The sequence below is a fragment of the Methylobacterium sp. B1 genome (genome assembly GCF_000333255.1).
Taxonomy (GTDB): Bacteria; Pseudomonadota; Alphaproteobacteria; order Rhizobiales; family Beijerinckiaceae; genus Methylobacterium; species Methylobacterium fujisawaense.
This window is the reverse complement of record NZ_BACT01000836.1, coordinates 1-21,186: the sequence shown is the minus strand read 5'-3', so window position 1 is coordinate 21,186 and position 21,186 is coordinate 1. Positions and strand designations below refer to the sequence as shown.

The window sequence follows — 21,186 nt, the reverse complement described above, 5'->3', positions numbered from 1 at the left end:
TCCCGGAGCAGGCCGCGATCGCCGCCTCCAGGCTCTCCGGGCGGACCAGAACCTGGATCCGGGCCATCATCCGGCCCTTCTTGCCGAGGACCGGCGCCTGCACGACGTCCAGGATTCCGGGCTCACCCCGCAGCCGGTCGAGGCCCATGGCGAGATCCTCGCCGGACTGGTCGTCGATCTCGAAGGCGATCACCGCGAGGTCCCGCCGGCCGGGACGGGCGGCCGCCTCATCCAGCACCAGGACGCGCAGGCAGTTGCTCAGGCCCGGCAGGACCTTGGTGCCGAACCCGATGCCGGTGCGCCCGAGAATGCCCCGCGGACGGCCCCGCCCGGGGTCTTCGCCGCAGAGATGGCGCAGGATCGCCGCGCCGGTGGGGGTGACGCGCTCGCCGGGCACGCCGTCGTCGAGGGTCGAGAAGCCCTCGAGGAGCAGCGTCGTGGCGGGGGCCGGGACGGGGAGGGGACCATGCTGGGTCCGCACCCGGCCGGAGCCCAGCGGCAGGGCCGAAACGCTCCAGCTCCGCGCCCCCAGCGCGGCGATCAGGTGGGCGGCGGCGACGATGTCGGCGATGGAATCGAAGGCGCCGACCTCGTGGAACGCCACCGCCTCGACCGCGATGCCGTGGACCCGGGCCTCGGCCGCGGCGAGGTGGCCGAAGATGGCGAGGGCCTGCGCCCGGACCGCCGGCGCGAGATCCGCCGCCTCCAGCGCGGCGCGGATCTCCGACCAGGGCCGGTGTCCGTGACCGTGACCCTGATCGTGGCCATCGCCGTGACCGTGGCCGTCATCATGGGCGTGATCGTGGGCGTGATCGTGATCGTGGGGATGCGGATGGTCGTGGCGTGCCGGGTGGTCGTGTCGGTGCGGCGCGGGTCCGGGCTCCACCCCGGGGGCCGAAACGGCGAAGCGCGCGCCGCTGAGGATCCCGTCATTGTGCGCCCGGACCGCGCAGGCGATGCGCCCGTCGACCGCCCGGATGCTGGCGGAGACGCCGGCCTGATGCTCAGGGAAGGCGTCCAGCAGGGCGGCGGCGAACATGTCGCCGGCCACGCCGCCGAGCGCGTCGAGGTGGATGTGCATCGTGTGTCGCGCGGGCCCGTGCCGGGAGGGAGGTCCGCCTCAGATCGGCCGCGGCGGTTCCGCGGCAAGGTTCGGCCGGCCTGCGGGGCCGCGGCGTATCGCCCGCGCCGGTCAGGAGAGCTGCAGATAGGCCGGATCGAACAGCCCCCGCTCCATCAGCCCGTCGAGGTCGCGGATCGTCAGGCGCCGGCTGCGCAGGGCGACGAGGCCGCTGATGCGCAGCTCCTTCAGGGTGCGGTTGATGTGCACGCTCGTCTGGCCGAGGGCATCGGCGAGATCGGGCTGGGTCACCGGCATCGGCAGCGTCATCCCGTCCGCGAGGCCGACGCGTGTCAGCCGCAGGTGCAGCTCGCAGAACAGGTGCGCCAGCCGCTCGATCGCCGAGCGCCGGCCGACGCTGGCGATCCACTCCCGGTGGAGGGCCGTGGTGGCGAGCATCTCCCGCCACAGGCATTCCTCCACGGCCGGCCGGCCGCGGATCGCGTCGCCGAGCTGGTCCGGCGCGATCCGGGCGACGGTGACGGAGGTCAGCGCGCCGATGGCGTGGTCCATGTGCGCCCGGCGGAAGACGAACGGATCGCACAGGTCGCCCGGCAGGAGCAGCGCGACGATCGCCCGCCGCCCGTCCGGAAACTGCTTGTACCGGCAGGCCCAGCCGTCGAGGATGAGGTGCGTGTGGGACGGGTCGCTCTGCTGCCCTTCGATATCCTGACGGGCCGCGACATGGCGGACGTGCTGGCGCCCCAGCCCGTCGAGGACCGCGCGGTCCTCGGGTGCGAGCCGGACGTGCCGCTCCATCTTCCGCACGAACGGGTTCTCCACGTCCCCCTCCGGTCAGATCACCGCGACACCGGCGTGTCGGCGACCCTCGGGAGGGAGACGGGCCCGACCGGAGATTCGGCCGCGTCGCGGCCGGGTACACGGGACCGGGGGACGTCGCGCGCGTCCGAAGCGTCCCGCACGACGGTGCCGCCGGGGGTATCGGTGAAATAATGGGACAAGGATATTTCTATCGGCAGGGACCAAACCGTCATCCGAACATCGAAGTCCGGATCATCTTGATCGGCTTGTGCCTGCAGCAGAAAAACGTGCGCCAACCTGTGTTAAGTCGTCGTTCCCGGGCTTGAGGACGGGGGACGCGTCGATCCGGTGCGCCCGCGCAGGTTGTTCGCGCAGATCGTACGCGCGGGTCGCTCGGAAAGGCCGTTCGCGCCGGACCGGGTGCGGCGCTAGTCCGCGGCGGCGCCCACCGTATCGGCCATGCGCGCCCGGCGCGTGCCCAGGGGCTGGGGCGCGCCGACGGTGGTGTCCTCGGCGGTCTGATGCTCCATCTCGGCGTTCACCTGGGCGCCGGCCAGCATGATCATGATCGAGAGCCAGATCCACGTCATGAACCCGACCGCCGCACCGAGGGAGCCGTAGGTCTTATTGTAGCTGCCGAAATGGGCGACGTACCAGGAGAACAGCACCGATGCGCCGAGCCACAGCACGGCCGCCAGGGCACCCCCGGGCGTGACCCAGCGCCAGCGCGGCGCGTCCCGGCTCGGCCCGTAGCGGTAGAGCAGGGCGAGCCCGAGCAGGACCGCCAGGAGCAGAACCGGCCACCGCAGCAGCGACAGCCACCACGCATCCGCGCCGAGCCCGACAGACGCGAGAATCACCGGCACCGCCACCACCGCGGCCAGCGCCAGGACGAGGAACAGCAGCGCGCCCGCCGTAAAGGCGAGGGAGACCAAGTTGAGCACGAAGAAGTTGCGCTTCTCGCGCTCGTTGTAGACGAGGTTGAGGGCGTCGAAGACGTGCTTCACCCCGCCATTGGCGCTCCACACCGACAGGACGACGCCGAACACCAGGCTGAGCCCGAGGGTGCTGTTGCCCTCCGCGTTCAGCCGCTTCACCTGGTCGCCGACGATCTCCAGGGCGCCCTGGGGCAGGATACCCTGGAGGCTGGCGAGCTGGTCGTTGATGGTCGCCGCATCCGCCACGAGGCCGTAGCAGGAGACCAGGGCCGCCACCGCGGGGAAGATCGCCAGGAGCGTGAAGAAGGTGACGCCGGCCGCGATCAGCGACAGGCGGTTCTCGCCGATGTCGTGATAGGCCCGCAGCGCGATGTCCTTCCAGCCCTTGGCGGGGATCTCGGCCGGCGTCGAGGCCCCCCGCCCGCGATCGGCCTGGGTCCGGGCGACGGCCTGCGCCTCCTGGCCCGCGTGCGAGGGCGACGTCCGGCGCGCCCCGTCCTGCCCGGCGGAGCGGTCTCCGGAGCGGTCGGCGGGGCGGTCGGCGGGGCGTGGGGCCGGCGGCCCCGTCCGGCGCGGAAGGGCGACGAGGCCGATCAGCGCGGTGGCGAGGGCGAGCGTCCAGACCGTCGAGGCGCTCCCCTCCGGAGCGGAACCTGCGGTGCGGGCTGGATCGGGGGCTGGCATCGGTGACCTCAGCGGGGTTCGGGCGGACGTGTCGGCGCAGGCCAGTCGGCCGCGCATGACGGCGCACCCGACCGGCTGCAGCTGCGAAGGCAAACACCGCGGCGCGGGCAAGGGTTCGCCGTCCAGTTGCAATACGACGGCAACGCGGGACGCAGGGCCTGAGCGGCGGGTCGGCGGTCGTGACCGGCACCTCGGGCGGCATCGGCCGGCCCGTCCCGACGGCGCTGCGCGCCGGCGCGGCCCCGCGGCCGAGCCCCCTTCGGGAAAAGCGCTAACCCATGTTGCGGCATCGGCGACCCGGGCACGCCACAAACGGTCCCATGGGCGCAACCGGCCCACTCGCCGACGACCGGACCGTATGCCCGACACCGAAGGCTCATCGCTCCTCGATCCCGGGACGGATCGTGCAGAGGAGGCCGGGGCGGAGACCCGCCACGGCCTGCCGGAGGCCGTGCGGGCCCATCTCGGCACCCTGCTCGGCCGCGCCTACGACCGGATCGGCCTCGGGTCGGAGCCCGCCTCGGACCCCTTCGCCGACCTGCTGGCGCGCCTGGAGACGGCCCTCGCGCAGGCCGAGGGCGAGCGGGACAAGCTGTTCCGGGCGGGTCTGCTGGAGGTGGTGCCGGCGCTGCACCGATTCGCGGTCTCGCTGACCCGCGACCCGGCTGCGGCGGACGATCTCGTGCAGGACACCCTGCTGCGCGGCTGGCGCGGCCGCGGCGGCTTCACCCCCGGCACCAATCTGGAGGCGTGGCTGTTCACGATCCTCCGGAACGTCTTCTACAGCCAGCACCGCAAGCAGGGCCGCGAGGTCGCCGACACCGACGGCACCTATGCCGAGCGGCTGACCAGCATTCCCGAGCAGGGGGGCCATCTCGATCTTCAGGACGTGCGCGCCGCCCTCGACCGCCTCGCCCCGGTGATGCGGGAGGCGCTGGTTCTCGTGGCGATCGAGAACCTGAGCTATGACGAGGCCGCCGCCGTGATGAACTGCCGGATCGGGACCGTGAAGAGCCGCGTCTGGCGCGCCCGCGAACAGCTCGCGCGGATGCTCGGATACAGTGGAGCCGAGATCGGCAGCGACGGGGTCATGCTGTCGGTGACCGGCAGCTCGGCCTGATCGGGACGATTCTCCAGGTCGAATAAGCCAATTCGACACTCAGACCGCCGTATTCGGCAGGAAATTTGACTTAGGTGAAAGCGTCCGGGCCGGCGTCTGGGCGATATGAAGCGGGTTGGGTCGATCCGTCGACTCGGCTCGGCTCCCATCGGTGTGACATCCCCCCGATCCACCGATGGGGGCCTCTTCCCGCATCTCCGGCGGATGTGCCGGGCAGAGGTGGGTCTCAGCCTAGACCTCAGGTCGAACCGCCGCCCCGGTCCGTGTCGAGCTGCTGCAGCAGCTCCGCCAGTCGGGGATCCAGAGCCTCGTCGATCACCGGATCGTACATCGCCCGCATCTGGTGGCCGAGGCGCAGGCGCGTCTGCGCGTCGAGAACCGGGCCGCCCGAGAGGGGAACCACGCGCAGGGCGGAGGACGCCGGGCCGGGGCCATAGCGTTCGGTCGGTCTCGGGGCGGCGCGCCGGCGTTCGGGATAAGGCATGCCTTCTACATCGGCCCGCACCCCCGCGACGGCAACCACCTGCCGGCGCGAAGGCGCGCCCGGGTCGTCCGCCTCACGCATCGTCCTCCGGCGCGAACACCTCGCCCCGCTCGGCGAGCACGGTGTTCGCGGCGTCCTGGGCCAACTCGTCCCGGGCCAGTTCGTCCCGGGCCACCGCCGGATCGGGGCGGCCGAGGGCGCGCGCCAGGGCGCCCTCCCAGCCGGCCGGAGGCGCGTGACCCTGGCCAGCGAGGATCTCGCCGGCCCGTCGGCAGAGCCGCGTCCAGTCCGGCGCGGCGAGGGCGGCCCAATCGGTGCCGAGGCTCAGTTCGGCCGCGGCCTGCGTCGCGGCGGCGGTCCAGCCCGACGGCGGGGCGGGGATGTCGGTCATGGCGATGCGGCCTCCTGCCGGGATCTCGCGTCTCCCGCGGACGATAGCGCGCGCCGGCGGCCTGTCATCAGCGCAGGCCGTGGGCCGCGAGTTCCTCCGGCACGCCCGCGGCCGCGTCCTGACGGATCAGGATGGCGTCGAGGGTGACCGGACGGTCGTTCCAGGCATCCACGCCGACATCGCAGGAGCGCGTGGTGTCGGCGAGGCAGCCGTGGCTGTGCCCATAGAGGTGGCGCGTCTCCCGCCACAGCCCCGGCCAGGCCCGATGCGCGTAGTGCGACAGGAACAGGCGGTGCGACCGCCCCTGCGCGTCCGCGATGGAGAGGCGGGCGCTCTCCACCGGCGGCTCCGCCCAGGGCAGGTCGAGAACGCGGTTCGAATCGTGATTGCCCCGGACCAGGCGCTTCGTGCCGTTCAGCCGCGCGAAGATCGCCGCGCAATGGGCGGGGCTCGCATGGGCGGCGAAGTCGCCGAGATGCCAGACGGCATCCTCCGGACCGACCACGGCGTTCCACCCGGCGACCAGGGCCTCGTCGTGGGCCTCGAGGCTGCCGAACCGCGCCCCGCGGTGGCGGAGGATGTGCGGGTCGCCGAAATGCGTGTCCGCGGTGAAGAAGATCGCCATGCCGTCGAGACCTGGGCCGCCATCGCGTTCCGTCCAGACCGGCCGGAGAGGCCCGGACAAGATGGCGCTGCGCGGCATCCCGTCTGCCGGACTGGAAACGGGGCCGCGGCTCGGATACGGGTGCGGCGCGCGAGGCCGGCCGCCTCTCCGAGGGGCGGAGCGCCGTGCGGGCCGGATGGGCTGAGGCGATGCTCGATCCCGCGATCTACGCCCATCTCCTGGACGCGGCGCGCGCCCATCCGGCGCTGCGGGCCGCCCTCGTGCAGGCCGGTCCGATCCGGATCGAGCCGCCGGCGCATCTGCGCGTCGCCGACCGCCTGTTCGTCGAGGTGGTCAACCAGCAGCTTTCCACCCGGGCGGCCGGGGCGATTTGGGCCCGGATCGAGGCGGCCGCCGCAGCGGCGGATTCGAGCCCCCGGGGCCTGTTTGAGGCCGGCGACGCGGACCTGCTGCGGGCCTGCGGGATCTCGGGCAACAAGGTGCGGGCCCTCCAGGCGATCGTGGCGGCCGAGGCGGCGGGCCTGCTCGGCCCCGGCCTCGCCGGCCTGCCGCATCCCGAGCGGGCGGCGATCCTGTGCGGCATACGCGGCGTCGGCCCCTGGACGGCCGACATGGTCGGCATCTTCCATTTCCACGACCCCGACATCTGGCCCGCGGGCGACGTGGCGGCGGCGGGCTGCCTGCGCCGCCTCACCGGGCAGGCCGATGCCGGCGCGGTGGCGTCGGCCTTCGCACCGTACCGCTCGATCCTGGCGCGCTACCTGTGGCGCATCAAGGACGGGGCGCCCCTGCCGGGGGACGAATCAGCCCGTCAGGCCCCGGCCCCCCGGACCCGGCGCCTGCGCGGGGCGGCGAAATCCGGGTGACGGACGGCCGGGGATCGGCTATCCGTCGGCGCCTCCCGGGCCCGTAGCTCAATGGTTAGAGCCGGCCGCTCATAACGGTCTGGTTGCAGGTTCGAGTCCTGCCGGGCCCACCATTCCCTTTCTGCGCAACAGCTTAGCGTTGGATTCTCTCCGGTGGGGCACTCCGGGGGTACATGGCATTGCGCAACCCGACGTACCTGACGCGCTCCAGGCACGGCGCCTTCCACTTCCGCTGGCGTCTCTGGGGCGCCACAGACGCACCGGGAAAACCGGCCTTCATCAAAATCTCTCTTGGCACCCGCGATCCGAAGCAGGCACTGACGCTTGCACGGATGCTGACTCAGGCAACCGTATCGAAAGGGTACGGACCAGGCTGCGGAATGCGGTACGAAGACCTACGGACAGCCCTGCACAAGCACTTCACGCAGCTGCTGATAGAACACAAACAACGGCTGAGTGCGAATGGCCCTTTGACACCAGCCAAGCGCAAACAAATACAGGACGTCATTGAAATTAGTCAGATGGCCGTTGATAGCGTTAGCACTTTCTTGCTGTCGGATGACGACAATCAGAGTATGCTAGCGGAGGTGATAGACAGATATTACTTGGAGATTGCCCCAGGTTCGGATGCCTACGACCGCCTGTCGCGCATTTATCCAATTGCGTACAGAGATTTTTTCCTGAAGATTATTTAACACAGTGATGGATTTTCGCAGTTCGATTACGATCAGCCGGAACAGACCGAAGCGACAAATCCCGCAATTGGCAGCTCAAACGTTACACTGGAGGCCTTGGCTCGCATCTACTTCGATGAAGGCGACAAAGGAGGCCAATGGGCAGGAAAGACGCGGTTCGAAAAAGCCGAGCATATTGGGCTACTGAAAGAAATTCATGGGCCGGAGATAGCTGCTACAAGCTTCACACTGCCAATGGCGCGCGAAGTTAAGGAACTACTGCTTAAGTACCCTAAGAACCGAAACAAGAACCGTCTTACGAAAGGCCGCGACCTGAAAGAAGTGTTCGCGATGACTGATATACCGAAGCTCAACGCCCAGACAATCAATAAGTATCTACAGACCTACGGCACGATGTTTGAATGGGCAAAAAGAAACGGATATGTCAAAGAGAACGTATTTGCAGGACTGACGATAAGAAGCACCAAGAGGGCTGCGGTAGTAAGAAAATCCTTCAGCTCAGCCGAAATTACAAGCCTATACGATGCGATCATACATGATGATGGCAACCTGATACGACGACCGTATCAGAAATGGGACCCTTTATCGGTCTATATTCGGGTGCGCGCCTCAATGAAATTGCGCAGATACACATAGCTGACATCAAACAAGAAGGCGATCTTTGGTACTTCGACCTCAACGATGACGACGGAAAGCGGCTGAAGACAGAAGCCTCGAAGCGGATCGTACCAATGCATCCGAAGCTTATCGAGCTTGGCCTTCTTCAATATGTGACCGAGCTCAGATCGCAAGGACAGACCAAGCTATTTCCAAGCTTCACTTATTGCACCAAGAACGGATGGGGACGAGTTCTTGGTCGATGGTTCAATGAAATGTTCTTACCGGAACTCGGGATCAAGAACGAAAGCCTCGTTTTTCATAGCCTCAGACATACCGTAACGAACTCGCTACAGAGAGAAGGCGTTCCCCAACCGATCGTACAAGCTCTTATCGGGCATACACGTGCGGACATGCTGGGACAGCATTACTCCGCTTCCGGCTTAAGATTAAGGCAATTGTACGATGCCTTACTGAGGCTGCCGTACTGATATAGCTATGCGGTCGCATTTGCATCGGACGCCTAGCTCGAAGCTTCCGGCAGCCCGCGGAAGCGCAAGAGTGTCAGTCCGTCCGAAGTTGGCCTGGAAGGCTTTTTGACGGCAATTCTACCATTCCAAGACCCTAACCTAACGGCAGCTCGCAACCGCCGCCAGGGGCCGCCCTTCCCGCCTTCCTGGCGATGACGGCGCTCGGCCTCGCCACCGCGCTGCTGCGGCACGTCGCCTGGAGCCTCGTCTTGCCGCTCACCTTGCACACCATGAGCGACATGGCCCGGGACGGCTTCGCCCGGGTCCAGCGCTTCTCCAAGGAGTGGCACGCCAACACCTTCTCGGGCTCCACCGTCCGAAAGATCTTGCGCGGCATGTGGGCCCTCGACGAGCTCAACGACACGCTGCTGCCCGCCCTGGTGGCGCTCCTTGGCACTGGGTCTGAACCCAATCAGCTTTTGCGTAGGGCGTCTGCTTTCGCCCCAACCCAGCCGCTCGGATCTCCATGGACGCTTCCCATAAGCGGCCATTCGTCGGCTGTCCCGCAACTTCGCCTGAGGTATGGACAGTGGACGTTGTCGGCAGGGATTGTTCGCGTAGGACCGCCCGGTGGGACCAATCATGCTGTAACTTCAACCTGCGCCAAAAATCATCACCTTCGACTGCTACGGCACCCTAGTCCGGTGGCATGACGCTGTCCGGTGTGCAGCCCGCGCGATCCTGGCCAGACGCCTGAAGGAGCCCGATGCGCAAGTCCAATCGGTCGCTCTGGCTGACCGGCTGCGCAGCGCCGCCGTAGAGCGACAGCAGTGCCCGCCCTACTGCAACTACAAGCCAGTCCTGCAATCTGCCCTCGCCGTAGCTCTCGCCGAGGCCGGTCATACAGCGAAACCCAAGGACGAGGACATGCTGCTATCGACCCTCGGCCGGATCGAGCCGCACACCGACGTTCCGACCGCGCTCGGTCGCTTGCGCGCACGCTACCGGCTCGCGATCATCAGCAACACCGACGACGACCTGATCGCCGGAACCGTCGCGGCAATCGGGGTGCCGATCGACTTCGTCATCACCGCCGAGCAGGCCCGCGCCTACAAGCCGGACCACCAGCTCTTCCTGCACGCCTACGCTACCTTGGGCATGACGAAGGAAGAGACCGTACACGTCGGCATGGGGCAATTCACCAACCTCAAGGTCTGCTACGAACTCGGCATCCGGTCCGTGTGGATCGACCGAATCGGCGAGCCGCTGAGCCCGGACTGGCCGCCGCACGCCGAGCTGGATGACTTTGAGGGTTTGCCCGACATGCTGTCGGCCTCTTGAACTGGTTCGAAGCCTGTCTGCGGGGCCGCAAAGAGTCGAGAGCGGGTGCCACGGCGATGTCTCATTCCTTTGGTTGTCGCCTGGAAGCAGACCGTCGCAAAACCGCCGTTCTCAGGCATCACCATGGCCATGCTTATTGAATTTATACAATAAATGATTGTTACAGCCAGATCATTAACACATAAACTCTCGGAATAGATAATCTATTCACGGCGTAGACTGCGGAATGCAGATAATAACCTCAGAGTATTGCCCTCAATACTGACAAGAACATGATCCAATGTGACTCCGTAGCGGTCGCACTGCCACAAATCTGTCTGGTTTGCCGCAAAATTTGTCCGATCAAACGACGCCAGACAAGTTTTTGAGTGTTATTATGCTTTTGTAGCAATCAATGCGTGACAAGATTTTCAAATTTCTTGAATTATCTTGTCTTTTATTTTCAATATTTGGAGGTGTTGTGAGAAAGCTCGTTATCACGGCAGCCATTAATGGGGGCATCACCAATCGATCAAAGAATCCTAACGTGCCGTATTCCCCGGAGGAGATAGCGCAAGCAGCCGTGGAGTGCTGGAACGCTGGGGCTTCGATCGTTCACATTCATGCCCGTAACCCTGATGGAACGCCCTGCTACCACGCTGAGATTTATGGCGAGATCGTTCACCGCATCCGCGATCGCTGCGATATCATCATTAATCTCAGCACATCCGGACTGAACCTCCCGAAAGGTGAACCCGTTTCGAAAGCCTGGAACCACCTGCAATTCCGGCCTGAGATCGCTTCCTTCAATTGCGGCTCAGTCAATCATGGGGGGAAGCCGTTTATCAATTCCCCGGAAGTGTTCCGCGCCTTGGCGGTCGACATGCAAAAGTTCGGGATCAAGCCCGAAATCGAAGTCTACCACGAGGGTGTCATCGAGGAAGCCAAGCTTCTGACGATTGAGGGCATTCTTCAAGGCAAGCCGCTGTTCGCGTTCGCGCTTGGCATTCGTGGCGGTACATCAGCAACCTGCAAGAATCTTCTCCACCTTGCGGAATGTGTACCGAAGGACAGCGAGTGGTCCGCGTTGGCGATTGGCAAATCTCAGCTTCCAATTAACCTGCACACTATCCTTCTCGGTGGTCACGTACGGACGGGCCTGGAAGATAATGTCTATTATTCGCGAGGTGTGCTTGCAGAAAGCAACGCACAGCTTGTCGAGCGTTTGGTGAAAATCTCAAACATTGTCGGACGTGAGGTAGCTTCTCCCAGAGAAGCACGAGTGATGCTGTCGTTATAAGTTAAAAATCATTTTGCTGCATGCGACCCAATAAAACAATTCTACTGGATGATTCGCCATGGAAAACCCCCATCTTTGTAACTCTATTCTATTTCGGGGGGCAAAAAGCAACGATGCTAAAGTAGCCGTTGTGCTTCTGCATGGCAGGCGACAGACCCCCAACGACATCTACGATTGCGCACAGCGCATCGATATGGATGCCGTTCGATATGCAGTACCTACAGCGGATCAGGCGACATGGTACCCCCGCGGCTTCATGAGGCCCATCGAGGATAACGAGCCGCGTCTTAGCCAAGCGTTGGAAGCCGTGGATGCGACTGTTCGTGCCCTCTCTTCTGAAGGCTTCTCATACGATCGTGTAGTCTTGATGGGCTTCTCACAGGGTGCGTGCCTCGCCTGCGAGTATGTTTATCGCAATCCCGGCCGTTGGGGCGGGTTGATCGTGTTCACAGGTGGCCTGTTCGGCCCGGATGGGACGGTCTGGAAGGCGACTGCGTCATTCCATGAAACTCCCGTCTTTCTGGGTATCGGCGATCCTGACGAATGGATTCCTGCATCGCGCGTCAAGGAGACGGCGGATGCATTCCGTGCGGCAGGTGCGGAGGTCCGCGAACGCATCTATCCCGGCATCGGACATCGCATCTGCGACCAGGAAATCGCTGAAGCTCGTCAGATCCTCATAGCTTTGATGACGACCAGCAATGAAGCGACTCCAGCGAAAACCCTGGTGACCCACTCGGGAGCTGCTCTATGATCGACGCCTACATCTGCGATGCAGTGCGCACGCCTGTTGGCCGCTATGGCGGTGCGCTGTCCAGTATCCGCGCCGACGACCTCGGCGCGATCCCGTTGCTCGCATTGCAGGCGCGTAGCCCCTCGCTGGATTGGCGCCTCGTGGACGACGTCGTTTTCGGCTGTGCCAACCAGGCTGGCGAGGACAATCGCAACGTGGCTCGGATGAGTAGTCTGCTTGCAGGCCTTGAACCTTCGATACCCGGCGTGACGGTCAATCGGCTCTGTGGCTCCGGAATGGATGCTGTGGCGGTGGCAGCCCGGGCGATCCGTACCGGGGAGGCTGATATGATGATCGCTGGCGGTGTAGAGTCTATGTCGCGCGCGCCGTTCGTCATGGCTAAGGCTGAGAGCCCATTCAGCCGAAGCGTCGAGATCCATGACACGACGATCGGCTGGCGGTTTGTGAATGCGCGGATGAAAGCACGGTACGGTGTCGACTCGATGCCGGAGACGGCGGAGAACGTTGCGACGGACTTTAATGTATCCCGAGCTGACCAGGATCGCTTCGCGTTTCTAAGTCAGCAGAGATATGCCGACGCAGCGAAGCGTGGCGCGTTTGATCGAGAAATCGTTCCCGTGCCCATAAAAGCTAAGCGTCGCGGTGATAGTGACACGCTTGTAGAGAAAGACGAGCATCCTCGGGAGACGACACTAGAGGCCCTTGCTCGGTTACCTACACCGTTCCGTGCAGATGGAACGATTACGGCAGGAAATGCGTCCGGCGTGAACGACGGCGCTGCGGCAATTCTCCTCACATCAGCCGCAATCGCAAAACGGTTTGGACTTAGTCCGTTGGCGAGGGTTGTGGCCGCCGCTACCGCAGGTGTCGAACCACGGATTATGGGGTTCGGTCCGGCACCATCTGTTCAGAAGCTGCTGCGGAAATGCGACCTTGCCATTAACGACATCTCAGTGATTGAGATCAACGAAGCTTTTGCAGCTCAGGTCCTCGCCGTACTCCATGAACTCGGTCTTGATGACGACGACGGGCGTGTTAATGCCAATGGCGGCGCTATCGCGATTGGGCATCCACTTGGGATGAGCGGCGCACGCCTCATTGGAACTGCAGCCTACCGTCTTCAAGCAGAGAACGGGCGGTTTGCGCTTTGTACGATGTGCATTGGTGTTGGGCAAGGCATTTCTATGCTTCTCGAACGGGCATAACCCCAGCCGGATGCGGATTAATGCTATATAATTACTGCAGACATGCGAACCAAGAGCACTAATCCGGAAGACTATGAGGCGTCGCGGCATGGTATCGTCGCGATGCCGAAAGAATATCCATCGGGTTTCCACGTCCGTTCGCATATCCACAAGCGCTCACAGCTGATCCACGCGACTGCGGGCGTCATGGAGGTGAAGACCTCGGATGGCTTATGGCTCTTGCCGCCCCAGCGCGCTGTATGGATGCCGGCGGGAATCGCTCATGAAATGAGAGCCAAAGGCGAGGTCTCGCTGCGGACACTTTACATATTGGAAGGTGCTTGCCCAACAACCTTCCCCAAGAAGCCGCGGTCGGTTCGCGTTTCGACCTTGCTGAGAGAGCTGATTCTTCGCGTCGCGAGAATGCCGCTCGATCGCGAGCCGACTGCGCACGACAAATGTATCCTAGACCTCCTCCCTTACGAAATTGCGTGGGAAGCCGACGAAGCTCTCCATCTGCCGACGCCGAAGGACAAGCGTCTTGCTAGCATTTGCCGCGCACTTATCGACGATCCAGGAGACAGTCGCGATCTAGAAGAATGGGCCTCGCTGGTCGGGGCATCGTCGCGAACCCTAGCGCGCTTGTTCAAACGCGAGTTCGGGAGTTCCTTTCTGCTCTGGCGGAAGCAAGTTCGCGCCCTCTCCGCCGTACCCCGTCTTGCGGCGGGTGAGCCAGTTGGAATCGTAGCAGCGGACCTAGGCTACGGGACGCCTGGCGCATTTGCTACGATGTTCCGGCAGATGCTGGGGGAGCGGCCCAGCCGGTATTTCGAAAAGGACATTCCGCAGTCAGTCGGAAACTCACATCTTCTTTTGTCCGATCCGGCGTAGATTTTGTCTTATTCCGCGACGCAAATCATCGACGTTACGGGTATTATTCGTATATGACTCATGACAAGTCGATAAATCCCTATCTCGTCTTAGTGCTACTATCGACCTTTCTTCAGGGGTCGTCATTCGTAGCAACTAAAGCCGTTTTAGTCGATGTTCAGCCTCTATGGTTGGCCACTATACGGTTTATGCTGGCAGCGTTGTCGCTACTGCCAGTGCTGCTTCCCCGACTCCTGCGCGCTCGGCGTGATGAGAAAGTTTCGATGCCTTGGTTGCAACTCGCGACCATCGGCTTGCTTCAAACAACCGGCGTCATGGCGTTCTTAAACATCGGACTGACCTCGACCACCGCGCCGATGGCAGCAATCCTGATGGCCAGCAATCCCCTTCTTGTCGCTATTCTTGCAGGCGTGGTCCTTAAAGAGCCTGTCCGTAGGCAAGCGTGGGCCGGTCTGGCAATATCCTTCGTCGGTGTCATTATCTGCATAGGCACTGGGACCATCGTCAACGGATCTGTTGGCAGGGGAGAGCTTTTAGTTATCGTCGGCTCGACATGCTGGGCCTTCGCGACGATCGTTTCTAAAAGTTTCAAAATACATGTCGGCCCATGGGTGCTGGCATTCTGGCAGATGTCATTCGGATCGATTGCGCTTGCATTTATTGCCCTCATACGTGGGGATCAATTTAGCCTACCATCAAGCCCCACTACATGGATCTACTTTCTTTGGCTCGCCATTCCCGCCTCGACAGGTGCCATGGGGCTCTGGTTCGCCGCGTTACGAATTGGCGGTGCGGTCCGTACAAGCGGCTTTCTGTTTTTGTGCCCGCTGTTTGCAGCAATAATTAACTTTGTTATCCGAGGTGAACTGATTTCGTGGAACGAGATTGTGGGCGGAGCGCTAATCGCAATCGGGATTTTCATTGTTACGTGGCAGCGTCAAAGCTTGCCCAGTCGAGCCACGCCCGACGCACAGCTTGGAGAAATTCAGTGAATATTAGCTTTCCATCTAGAAGGCAACGTAGACTTCGCCAATCGCCGGCGATGCGATCCTTAGTGCGCGAAACGTCAGTGTGTGCGAACGATCTCATATACCCAATCTTTGTTGAGGAGAGCATCACCGATCCGGTCGCTATCCCATTTATGCCTGGGATCAGCCGAGTACCGGAAAAGTTGCTGGCGAACGAACTCTGCGAGATTGCACGCGACGGTGTAAGGGCCGTGATGCTGTTCGGTATCTCACATCACAAGGATCCTGAGGGTAGTGACTCTTGGAACCAGAATGGCCTTATGGCAAGGATGGTGCGCATCGCGAAGCGCGAGGTGCCCGATCTTGTCGTGATAACGGACAACTGCTTCTGCGAGTACACGGACCACGGCCATTGCGGCGTTCATCGCGGCGGAAAAGTCGACAATGATGCGACGCTATCCAATCTCGGCCGCCAAGCGCTCATTGCCGTAGAGGCAGGTGCCGATATGGTTGCTCCCTCAGCTATGATGGACGGACAGGTCGCTGCCATACGCCAAGCCTTGGACAAAAATGGCCATCACGATGCGCCTGTCATGGCCTATTCTTCTAAGTTTGCATCGGCTTTCTATGGTCCATTTAGAGCCGCTGCGAACTGCGATCTTGTGGGGAATCGTCTCTCCTATCAAATGGATCCTGCGAACGGTCGGGAAGCACTTCTGGAATCTATGCTCGACGAAACTGAGGGAGCCGACCTGCTTATGGTCAAGCCGGGTCTACCCTATCTTGACGTGCTCACACGGTTACGGGACCGCACGTTGCTGCCGCTCGTCTGCTATCAAGTCGGTGGCGAATACGCGATGATCAAGTTCGCGGCCGATGCCGGTGCTCTCGACGAAGCGGTAACGGTTTATGAAAGCCTCCTATCGATGAAGCGCGCAGGCGCGGATTTGATCGTAAGCTATTATGCCCGACGTGCCCTGCGAGAGAATTGGATAAATCCTTAGAGCATCGCGTTGGCAAAAACTTGCTTACCTACGCAGCACAGGCGGCAGTCGAAGATACAATGTGGTTCGATTCCATATAGTAGCAACGAGTAGCATTTTATGGGAAATTTTAATCTAGCTTAGTACCTATCGTCACCGGAGGTAATCGAGTGCTGTAGCGAGGCAGAGGACGCCTCCGAAGCTGGTGGTGGTCTTCTCATAGCGGGTCGCGATGGCCACCACTCCTTCAGGTGCGCCCAAAGACCCTCGACGATGTTCCGGTTGGTGTAGTTCCAGTCCTGCCGGGCCCACCAGGCTGGCCGCGGGCAACCGCACCACCCTCGCCGGCCCCCCGTATCCCGCATTCACGCGGTTCCGCCGACCCACAGGGGCCGAGCCCGGATCGGTCCCTCGCCCAGGAGCCGCTCACGACGGCGAGGCCGAACGCGCCCTGTGGCACGGCCGCGACACCGCCCGACACCGTGATGTGGACGGTGCGCATTGATCCCGATCGATCAAGCGCGAACGGGCAGTCTGCGGCGCACCGAATCAGACCGAGTCTTCGCCGCGTTCGTCGCTCTCTCGCCTTCCTCCCGTGCCATCGCGTCGGTCGCACCGCGCCCGACGCCACGCTCTCTCCCGCCGACAGCCCATGCTTCCGCACTACCGCTGGCTCTGGGCCCTGACCCTCCTCCTCGCCTGCGGCGGGGCGGGCCTCCTCTACAATGTGCTCTTCGTCGGCGGGGCCTCGATGCTCGCCGGCCTCGTCTACGCCCTGGCAGTGGGCGGGACGGTGCTGGCCTTCGTCCCCGCCCTGACCCTATCGGGTCTCCAGCCGCGGATCCGCCGCCTGCCGGCGCTGGTCTACATGCTCGCGGCCGAGTTGCTCTACGTGGTGCTGATCACCCTCGGCTGCGCCCTCGGCGGCCTGGTCGTCTGGGGGTTCGGCCTCACCGGCGACAGCCTGTCCACGGCCGTGCGTATCACGCCGCGGTTTCTCGCCTACTCCCTGGCCGTGTCGGCCCTCCTCGTCTTCGCCATGCGGATGCGCGACCTGATCGGCGGCGCCGTGTTCGTGAACTTCATGATCGGCCGCTACCACAAGCCGGTTCAGGAGGAGCGGATCTTCCTGTTCCTCGACGTCGTCGGCTCCACCGCCTTCGCCGAGACCCACGGCGATCTGCGCGCCCAGGAGTATCTCGGGGCCGTGTTCGCGACGCTGGCCGAGCCGGTGCGGCGCAACGGCGGCTCCGTGGACGATTATGTCGGCGATCTCGCCATGATCACCTGGCCGATGAGGCGCGGCCTCAAGGACGCGCGCTGCGTCACCGGCCTGTTCGCGGTGCTCGACCGGATCGAGGCGGATGCCGCGGCCTGGACCGCCCGGTTCGGGACGGTCCCGCGGCTGCGGGCGGCGCTGCATGGCGGCCCGGTGGTCACGGCCGAGGTCGGAGTCGACCGCCACAAGATCGCGTATTTCGGCGACGCCGTGAACGTGACGGCGCGGATCGAGGCCCTGTGCCGCCCGCTCGGCGTCGGCATCCTGATCTCGCAGGATCTCCTCGGACGGCTGGACCCGCTGCCCGATGGCGTCCGCGCCCGCCCCCTGGGCCTGCACGCCCTGCGCGGCCGGGGGGCGCCCCTGGCGGTCGCCACCCTCGAACGCGGAGCCGCGGTGGCGGAGAGGCCGATCCCGGGGCGGAGGCCGGATCCGAGGGCGCCGGATCGCCCGGAGGTCGTCGCGGAACGGCGCTAGGAGGTCGCATGCCGCGCATCCCGGCCGGCGCCCGGCGCGCGGCGTGGCCGGTCCGGGATCGCGTCTCAGCCGCGGCGGAAGCAGCGGTTCCAGAGGCGCCGCCCCCAGGCGACCGGCGCGCGCCGGGGAGCCGCCGCCAGGCTCGGCCCGTCGAACGCCGCAGCCAGTGCCGCCGGCAGGGTGTCGATGATCGCCGCCGGCCCCTCGATGTCCCAGCCGATCACGCAGCAGCCGCAGCCGGTGCTGCGCACGCAGGTGAGCCGGCCGGCATGGGCCAGCATCCAGTGCTCCGCTGCGGCGACGTCGTCCGCCTCGTCCACCTCCACGCACAGGCAGGCGCGCCTGAGGCCCGGGGCAGGGGGACCGGCCGGCCACGGATCGCTCCGCCCGTAGAGGGCCCGCAGGGCCTCGGGATCCGCCCCGGCCTCGCCGGACCTCACGGCGCGTCGTCCGCGCTGTCCGGCGGCGCGTCCATCTCGGCCACCTGCCGCTTGGCGAAGGCGCAGGCCGCGAAGTCCGGGTTGATCGCGCAGGCCATGTCGAACGCCGCCCGGGCGCGGGACGCCTCGGCGAGGACGCCCTCGCCGAGGCGGTAGGCCTGGCCGAGCATGGCGCAGCCCCAGGCGCCGCGCCGGTCGCAATCGAGGCGGAAGCTCCGGGCGAGGCAGGCGTCCGTGTCCGCGCGCGGCGCATCGCGGAAGGGATCGGCCGCGTAGCCGCCGTTGCGGATCCCGGCGGCCCGGTTGGTGCAGCCCGCCGGAAACCCGCCCGCGCAGGCGAGGGCGTAGAGGCGCTCCTTGTCGAGGATATCCGGGACGTCGAGGGAATGGTGCTCGAAGGCGAGGGCGAGGTCGAAGCAGGCCGGCGCGTTCGACCACCGGGTGCAGAGCACGAAGCAGGCCGCGGGTTCGCGCGCGCAGCGGCGCTCGGTGGGCCGCCGGGGCGCGAAGGCCCGCCGCCAGACCGGGCGCTCCCGCGCGAAGGTGTCGGCCGGGCAGGCCGGGAAGCTGCGCAGCAGCGCCGGGTCCTGCCGCAGCGGCTCCCCGATCCCCGCGGCCTCCGCCTTGTTGAAGATGATCGCGCCGGGCGCCTCCTCGGCCCGGGCCGCCGGTCCGCGCGCGAGGGCGAGGGCCGCAGCGAGGCTGGCCAGGATTCGCCCGGCCAGACGGCGCCGGGGCGGGCTCACCGGCGCCGGCGCCAGCGGCGCAGCAGGCGTCGGAGGCCGAGCACCAGGGCGACCACGAGGACGAGCAGCCCGAGCGCCGGATGCAGCAGGGCGCCCGCCTGGAACAGGACGAAGACCCCGAGGACCACCTTCCAGGGCTTCATGGGGGCGTCGTCGGCCTCCGCGACCGTGCCGGGCGCGGCCTGCGCGGGGGCGACCGGCTCGGGTGTACCGAACCGCGGGCGCCCGGAGGCCGGCACGCCGCTGCGGCCCGGCACCGGCGCGGCCGCGCGGGCCGCAGCCTCGGCGACCGCCCGCGCGGCAGCCGCCTCGGCCTCGGCCAGGATCGGGTCCGGCTCGGGCGCGGGACGGGGGGCCGGCGCCCAGCAGCGGGCCAGCGGCATTGCTCCCCGCGCGAACCGGGCGCGGAAGTCCGGTTGCGGCCGCACCCCAGGCCGCAGCCCGGGGCGGTCCGCGAGGGCGCGGGCCTGCGCCACCAGCGGCGCCCCGGTCTCCGGCGTGACCATCCGGACGAACTGCGCGAAGCCGACCGCGGCGCGGAGCACGTCGCCCTCGCCGGCCGCGCCCCAGCGCCGCCCGGCCGGCCCGTGCCGATCGAGCCCGTGCAGCAGCGCGCGGAAGCGGCGCAGGGTCTCCCGGGGCACGCCGACGCGCTCGTTGACGGTCAGCCCGGTCACCTCCTGGTGCCGGCCGCGGCGCATCACCCGGGTCTTGTCCGGATGGACGGTGAAGCCCTCCCCGGCGACGATGGCGTGGACGTATTTGAGCAGCGCGCCGACTTTCCCGGCGGCCGCGCCGGAGGCCGAGAAGGTCAGGTCGTCGGCGTAGCGCGTGTAGGTGAAGCCGAGGCTGGCGGCGAGGCCGGTGAGCCGGGCGTCGAGCCGGGTGCAGACGAGGTTGGTGAGCGCGGGGCTCGTCGGCGCGCCCTGCGGCAGCCGGCGGGGGCCCCGGGCGGCGTAGAGGCGCGCGCCGTCGATCTCGACCGCGTCCACGTCCGGCTCGGTGCAGAGCAGCGCCAGCACGGTGGCCACCGGCTCGGCGTAGCCCAAGCCCCGGAACTTCCCCTTGATCCGCCGGTAGTCGAGGCTCGGGAAGAAGTCCTTGAGGTCGAGATTGACCACCACGTCCCGCCCGACATGGGCGGCGGCGTTGGTGACGATCGAGCGGCCGGGCACGAAGCCGTGGGCCGCCCCGTGCACGGGAACGTGGGCGAGGAGCGCGTCGAGGATCCAGTACTGCGCCCGCTTCAGCCGCGGCATCGGCGCCGAGATGCGGCGCAGGCCGCCCGCCTTCTTGGGGATGGTGAAGCACCGGTAATGGCTCACCGCACTGAGCGCCCGGTCGTAGGCGAGGAAGCGCAGCTCGCCGAGGCCGATCCCCATGGCCTCCGCCAGCGCCTTCGGGCTCGCCAGGGCGGGAACACCGGGGGCGGGCCCCCGCGCGGGCGCATCCGCGTTCGCAAGGCCGGCCGAGACGCCGTCGCCGAGATGGAGGATCTCCGCCTCCCGGCGGGCGTGCCACGCCTGCGCCCGGGCGTGGCGGTCGCGGGCGTTGCGCAGCTTCGTCTCGCGCCGCCGCTCCAGCGCCGCCGTCTTGCGGCGGCGATGCATCTCCTTGAGGGCGGCCTCGGGGTCGCGCCACGCCGCCTCCCGCCGGTGCAGATCGGCGAGGGCGCGGGCGATCTCGCCGCGGCGGCGGATCAGGTCGTCCGGCGGGTTGGGCTGCGCCGCCCCGTCCGGCCAGAATCCGAGCCGGATCATCTCCTCGAGGATGACCTCGTCCTTCGAGCTCTCGCGGATCCGGTCGTAGAGCTGCTGGCGGGTCAGGCTGCCGGGCTGCGGGCTCATCGGCGGCCTCCGGCGCGGGCGGCAGGAGGCATGACGGGGGGAAGCGTGACGGGGGACGTCGGCCAGGATGCCTTCGTCAAGTCTCGGGACTGGCCCGGTCCACTCGACGCCGGCACGACCACCGGTGCGCGTTTGGGTTCAGCGAACCCAAACCGCGAACGCGCACCGGTGGTCAGTGCCGGCCCAGTGAAGAGCGGGCCAGTGACGCTTTGCCGGGCAGGGTGACTCTAGAGGTCCCCCGGGAC

At 65.7% G+C, this 21,186-nt stretch carries 22 protein-coding genes, 1 tRNA gene and 2 pseudogenes; 15 read left to right on the top strand and 10 right to left on the bottom strand.

Features of this window, described 5'->3' with window-relative positions; genetic code table 11:
• From I53_RS24225 to I53_RS24215, 3 genes are all read right to left on the bottom strand, one after another.
• The coding region (locus tag I53_RS24225; protein ID WP_043355519.1) for a LarC family nickel insertion protein at positions 1 to 1,081 on the bottom strand (1,081 nt) is incomplete at its 3' end.
• Positions 1,082 to 1,192: 111 nt separating this feature from the next.
• Positions 1,193 to 1,903 carry a Crp/Fnr family transcriptional regulator gene (locus tag I53_RS24220; protein WP_043355518.1) on the bottom strand — a complete coding sequence of 237 codons (711 nt, stop codon included), beginning with the start codon at positions 1,901 to 1,903 and terminating at the stop codon, positions 1,193 to 1,195.
• 407 nt (positions 1,904 to 2,310) lie between these two features.
• A complete protein-coding gene (locus tag I53_RS24215; protein WP_043355516.1) occupies positions 2,311 to 3,504 on the bottom strand; it encodes a YihY/virulence factor BrkB family protein in 1,194 nt (397 codons plus the stop codon).
• Between the two features lie 358 nt (positions 3,505 to 3,862).
• On the opposite strand from I53_RS24215, the gene I53_RS24210 reads away from it, so the two are divergent.
• Positions 3,863 to 4,624: a sigma-70 family RNA polymerase sigma factor gene (locus I53_RS24210; protein ID WP_043355515.1), complete on the top strand. Its 762-nt coding sequence runs from the start codon at positions 3,863 to 3,865 to the stop codon at positions 4,622 to 4,624.
• A 238-nt stretch (positions 4,625 to 4,862) separates the two neighbouring features.
• Here I53_RS24210 and I53_RS24205 read toward each other — a convergent pair whose 3' ends face one another.
• From I53_RS24205 to I53_RS24195, 3 genes are all read right to left on the bottom strand, one after another.
• Positions 4,863 to 5,189: a hypothetical protein gene (locus I53_RS24205; RefSeq protein ID WP_251982438.1), complete on the bottom strand. Its 327-nt coding sequence runs from the start codon at positions 5,187 to 5,189 to the stop codon at positions 4,863 to 4,865.
• Entirely contained in the window at positions 5,182 to 5,499 is a 318-nt protein-coding gene (locus I53_RS24200; RefSeq protein WP_043355512.1) for a hypothetical protein, read from the bottom strand. The genes I53_RS24205 and I53_RS24200 overlap by 8 nt, the downstream gene beginning before the upstream one ends.
• A 67-nt stretch (positions 5,500 to 5,566) precedes the next feature.
• Positions 5,567 to 6,124 (bottom strand): metallophosphoesterase, encoded by a 558-nt coding sequence (locus I53_RS24195; RefSeq protein WP_043355505.1) that lies wholly within the window; start codon positions 6,122 to 6,124, stop codon positions 5,567 to 5,569.
• Positions 6,125 to 6,312: 188 nt separating this feature from the next.
• Here I53_RS24195 and I53_RS24190 point away from each other — a divergent pair, with 188 nt between their 5' ends.
• From I53_RS24190 to hemB, 13 genes and pseudogenes are all read left to right on the top strand, one after another.
• Positions 6,313 to 6,990 carry a Fe-S cluster assembly protein HesB gene (locus I53_RS24190; RefSeq protein ID WP_043355503.1) on the top strand — a complete coding sequence of 226 codons (678 nt, stop codon included), beginning with the start codon at positions 6,313 to 6,315 and terminating at the stop codon, positions 6,988 to 6,990.
• A gap of 37 nt (positions 6,991 to 7,027) precedes the next feature.
• Positions 7,028 to 7,103: transfer RNA gene (locus tag I53_RS24185), tRNA-Ile, on the top strand.
• A gap of 60 nt (positions 7,104 to 7,163) precedes the next feature.
• Positions 7,164 to 7,685, top strand: coding sequence for a hypothetical protein (locus I53_RS33520; protein ID WP_148291234.1), 522 nt, complete (start codon positions 7,164 to 7,166; stop codon positions 7,683 to 7,685).
• A 96-nt stretch (positions 7,686 to 7,781) separates the two neighbouring features.
• Entirely contained in the window at positions 7,782 to 8,321 is a 540-nt protein-coding gene (locus I53_RS33515) for a hypothetical protein (RefSeq protein ID WP_148291233.1), read from the top strand.
• The gene (locus I53_RS36235) at positions 8,258 to 8,773 is read left to right on the top strand and encodes a site-specific integrase (RefSeq protein WP_083936147.1); all 516 of its coding nucleotides are present in this window, start codon (positions 8,258 to 8,260) and stop codon (positions 8,771 to 8,773) included. The genes I53_RS33515 and I53_RS36235 overlap by 64 nt, the downstream gene beginning before the upstream one ends.
• Positions 8,774 to 8,940: 167 nt before the next feature.
• Positions 8,941 to 9,210: pseudogene (locus I53_RS35470) on the top strand (ABC transporter ATP-binding protein); the annotation flags it as partial.
• A gap of 211 nt (positions 9,211 to 9,421) precedes the next feature.
• Positions 9,422 to 10,093 (top strand): HAD family hydrolase, encoded by a 672-nt coding sequence (locus I53_RS36230; protein ID WP_043355499.1) that lies wholly within the window; start codon positions 9,422 to 9,424, stop codon positions 10,091 to 10,093.
• Between the two features lie 394 nt (positions 10,094 to 10,487).
• Positions 10,488 to 11,372, top strand: a complete 885-nt coding sequence (locus I53_RS30640; protein ID WP_251982437.1) for a 3-keto-5-aminohexanoate cleavage protein — start codon at positions 10,488 to 10,490, stop codon at positions 11,370 to 11,372.
• A gap of 58 nt (positions 11,373 to 11,430) precedes the next feature.
• A complete protein-coding gene (locus tag I53_RS31800; protein WP_083936146.1) occupies positions 11,431 to 12,126 on the top strand; it encodes a dienelactone hydrolase family protein in 696 nt (231 codons plus the stop codon).
• On the top strand, positions 12,123 to 13,331 hold the full coding sequence (pcaF, locus tag I53_RS24170; protein WP_043355497.1) for a 3-oxoadipyl-CoA thiolase: 1,209 nt from the start codon (positions 12,123 to 12,125) through the stop codon (positions 13,329 to 13,331). Before I53_RS31800 ends, pcaF begins: the two co-directional genes overlap by 4 nt.
• A 42-nt stretch (positions 13,332 to 13,373) precedes the next feature.
• A complete protein-coding gene (locus I53_RS30635) occupies positions 13,374 to 14,201 on the top strand; it encodes a helix-turn-helix domain-containing protein (RefSeq protein WP_051045058.1) in 828 nt (275 codons plus the stop codon).
• A 53-nt stretch (positions 14,202 to 14,254) separates the two neighbouring features.
• Positions 14,255 to 15,193 (top strand): DMT family transporter, encoded by a 939-nt coding sequence (locus I53_RS30630; protein ID WP_051045057.1) that lies wholly within the window; start codon positions 14,255 to 14,257, stop codon positions 15,191 to 15,193.
• Entirely contained in the window at positions 15,190 to 16,173 is a 984-nt protein-coding gene (hemB, locus tag I53_RS30625; RefSeq protein ID WP_051045056.1) for a porphobilinogen synthase, read from the top strand. Before I53_RS30630 ends, hemB begins: the two co-directional genes overlap by 4 nt.
• A gap of 132 nt (positions 16,174 to 16,305) precedes the next feature.
• On the opposite strand, the pseudogene I53_RS35465 reads toward hemB, so the two are convergent.
• Positions 16,306 to 16,448: pseudogene (locus I53_RS35465) on the bottom strand (transposase); the annotation flags it as partial.
• Between the two features lie 356 nt (positions 16,449 to 16,804).
• On the opposite strand from I53_RS35465, the gene I53_RS24160 reads away from it, so the two are divergent.
• Positions 16,805 to 17,908 carry an adenylate/guanylate cyclase domain-containing protein gene (locus I53_RS24160; RefSeq protein ID WP_043355495.1) on the top strand — a complete coding sequence of 368 codons (1,104 nt, stop codon included), beginning with the start codon at positions 16,805 to 16,807 and terminating at the stop codon, positions 17,906 to 17,908.
• Positions 17,909 to 17,973: 65 nt separating this feature from the next.
• On the opposite strand, the gene I53_RS24155 is transcribed toward I53_RS24160, so the two are convergent.
• The 3 genes from I53_RS24155 to I53_RS24145 are packed head-to-tail and all read right to left on the bottom strand — an operon-like array spanning position 17,974 to position 20,941.
• Positions 17,974 to 18,348, bottom strand: coding sequence for a hypothetical protein (locus I53_RS24155; RefSeq protein WP_043355493.1), 375 nt, complete (start codon positions 18,346 to 18,348; stop codon positions 17,974 to 17,976).
• Entirely contained in the window at positions 18,345 to 19,094 is a 750-nt protein-coding gene (locus I53_RS24150) for a hypothetical protein (protein WP_043355491.1), read from the bottom strand. Before I53_RS24150 ends, I53_RS24155 begins: the two co-directional genes overlap by 4 nt.
• The gene (locus tag I53_RS24145; protein WP_043355489.1) at positions 19,091 to 20,941 is read right to left on the bottom strand and encodes a reverse transcriptase family protein; all 1,851 of its coding nucleotides are present in this window, start codon (positions 20,939 to 20,941) and stop codon (positions 19,091 to 19,093) included. The genes I53_RS24150 and I53_RS24145 overlap by 4 nt, the downstream gene beginning before the upstream one ends.
• Between the last annotated feature and the right edge of the window lie 245 nt (positions 20,942 to 21,186).

Coding starts and splice junctions, on each gene's coding strand:
- I53_RS24210 (WP_043355515.1), top strand. CDS start 3,863: ATGCCCGACACCGAAGGCTCATCGCTCCTCGATCCCGGGACGGATCGT.
- I53_RS30630 (WP_051045057.1), top strand. CDS start 14,255: ATGACTCATGACAAGTCGATAAATCCCTATCTCGTCTTAGTGCTACTA.
- I53_RS33520 (WP_148291234.1), top strand. CDS start 7,164: ATGGCATTGCGCAACCCGACGTACCTGACGCGCTCCAGGCACGGCGCC.
- I53_RS36235 (WP_083936147.1), top strand. CDS start 8,258: ATGGGACCCTTTATCGGTCTATATTCGGGTGCGCGCCTCAATGAAATT.
- I53_RS24215 (WP_043355516.1), bottom strand. CDS start 3,504: ATGCCAGCCCCCGATCCAGCCCGCACCGCAGGTTCCGCTCCGGAGGGG.
- I53_RS24160 (WP_043355495.1), top strand. CDS start 16,805: ATGCTTCCGCACTACCGCTGGCTCTGGGCCCTGACCCTCCTCCTCGCC.
- I53_RS24205 (WP_251982438.1), bottom strand. CDS start 5,189: ATGCGTGAGGCGGACGACCCGGGCGCGCCTTCGCGCCGGCAGGTGGTT.
- I53_RS24200 (WP_043355512.1), bottom strand. CDS start 5,499: ATGACCGACATCCCCGCCCCGCCGTCGGGCTGGACCGCCGCCGCGACG.
- I53_RS24195 (WP_043355505.1), bottom strand. CDS start 6,124: ATGGCGATCTTCTTCACCGCGGACACGCATTTCGGCGACCCGCACATC.
- I53_RS30635 (WP_051045058.1), top strand. CDS start 13,374: ATGCGAACCAAGAGCACTAATCCGGAAGACTATGAGGCGTCGCGGCAT.
- I53_RS30640 (WP_251982437.1), top strand. CDS start 10,488: ATGCGTGACAAGATTTTCAAATTTCTTGAATTATCTTGTCTTTTATTT.
- pcaF (WP_043355497.1), top strand. CDS start 12,123: ATGATCGACGCCTACATCTGCGATGCAGTGCGCACGCCTGTTGGCCGC.
- I53_RS24145 (WP_043355489.1), bottom strand. CDS start 20,941: ATGAGCCCGCAGCCCGGCAGCCTGACCCGCCAGCAGCTCTACGACCGG.
- I53_RS31800 (WP_083936146.1), top strand. CDS start 11,431: ATGGAAAACCCCCATCTTTGTAACTCTATTCTATTTCGGGGGGCAAAA.
- I53_RS24190 (WP_043355503.1), top strand. CDS start 6,313: ATGCTCGATCCCGCGATCTACGCCCATCTCCTGGACGCGGCGCGCGCC.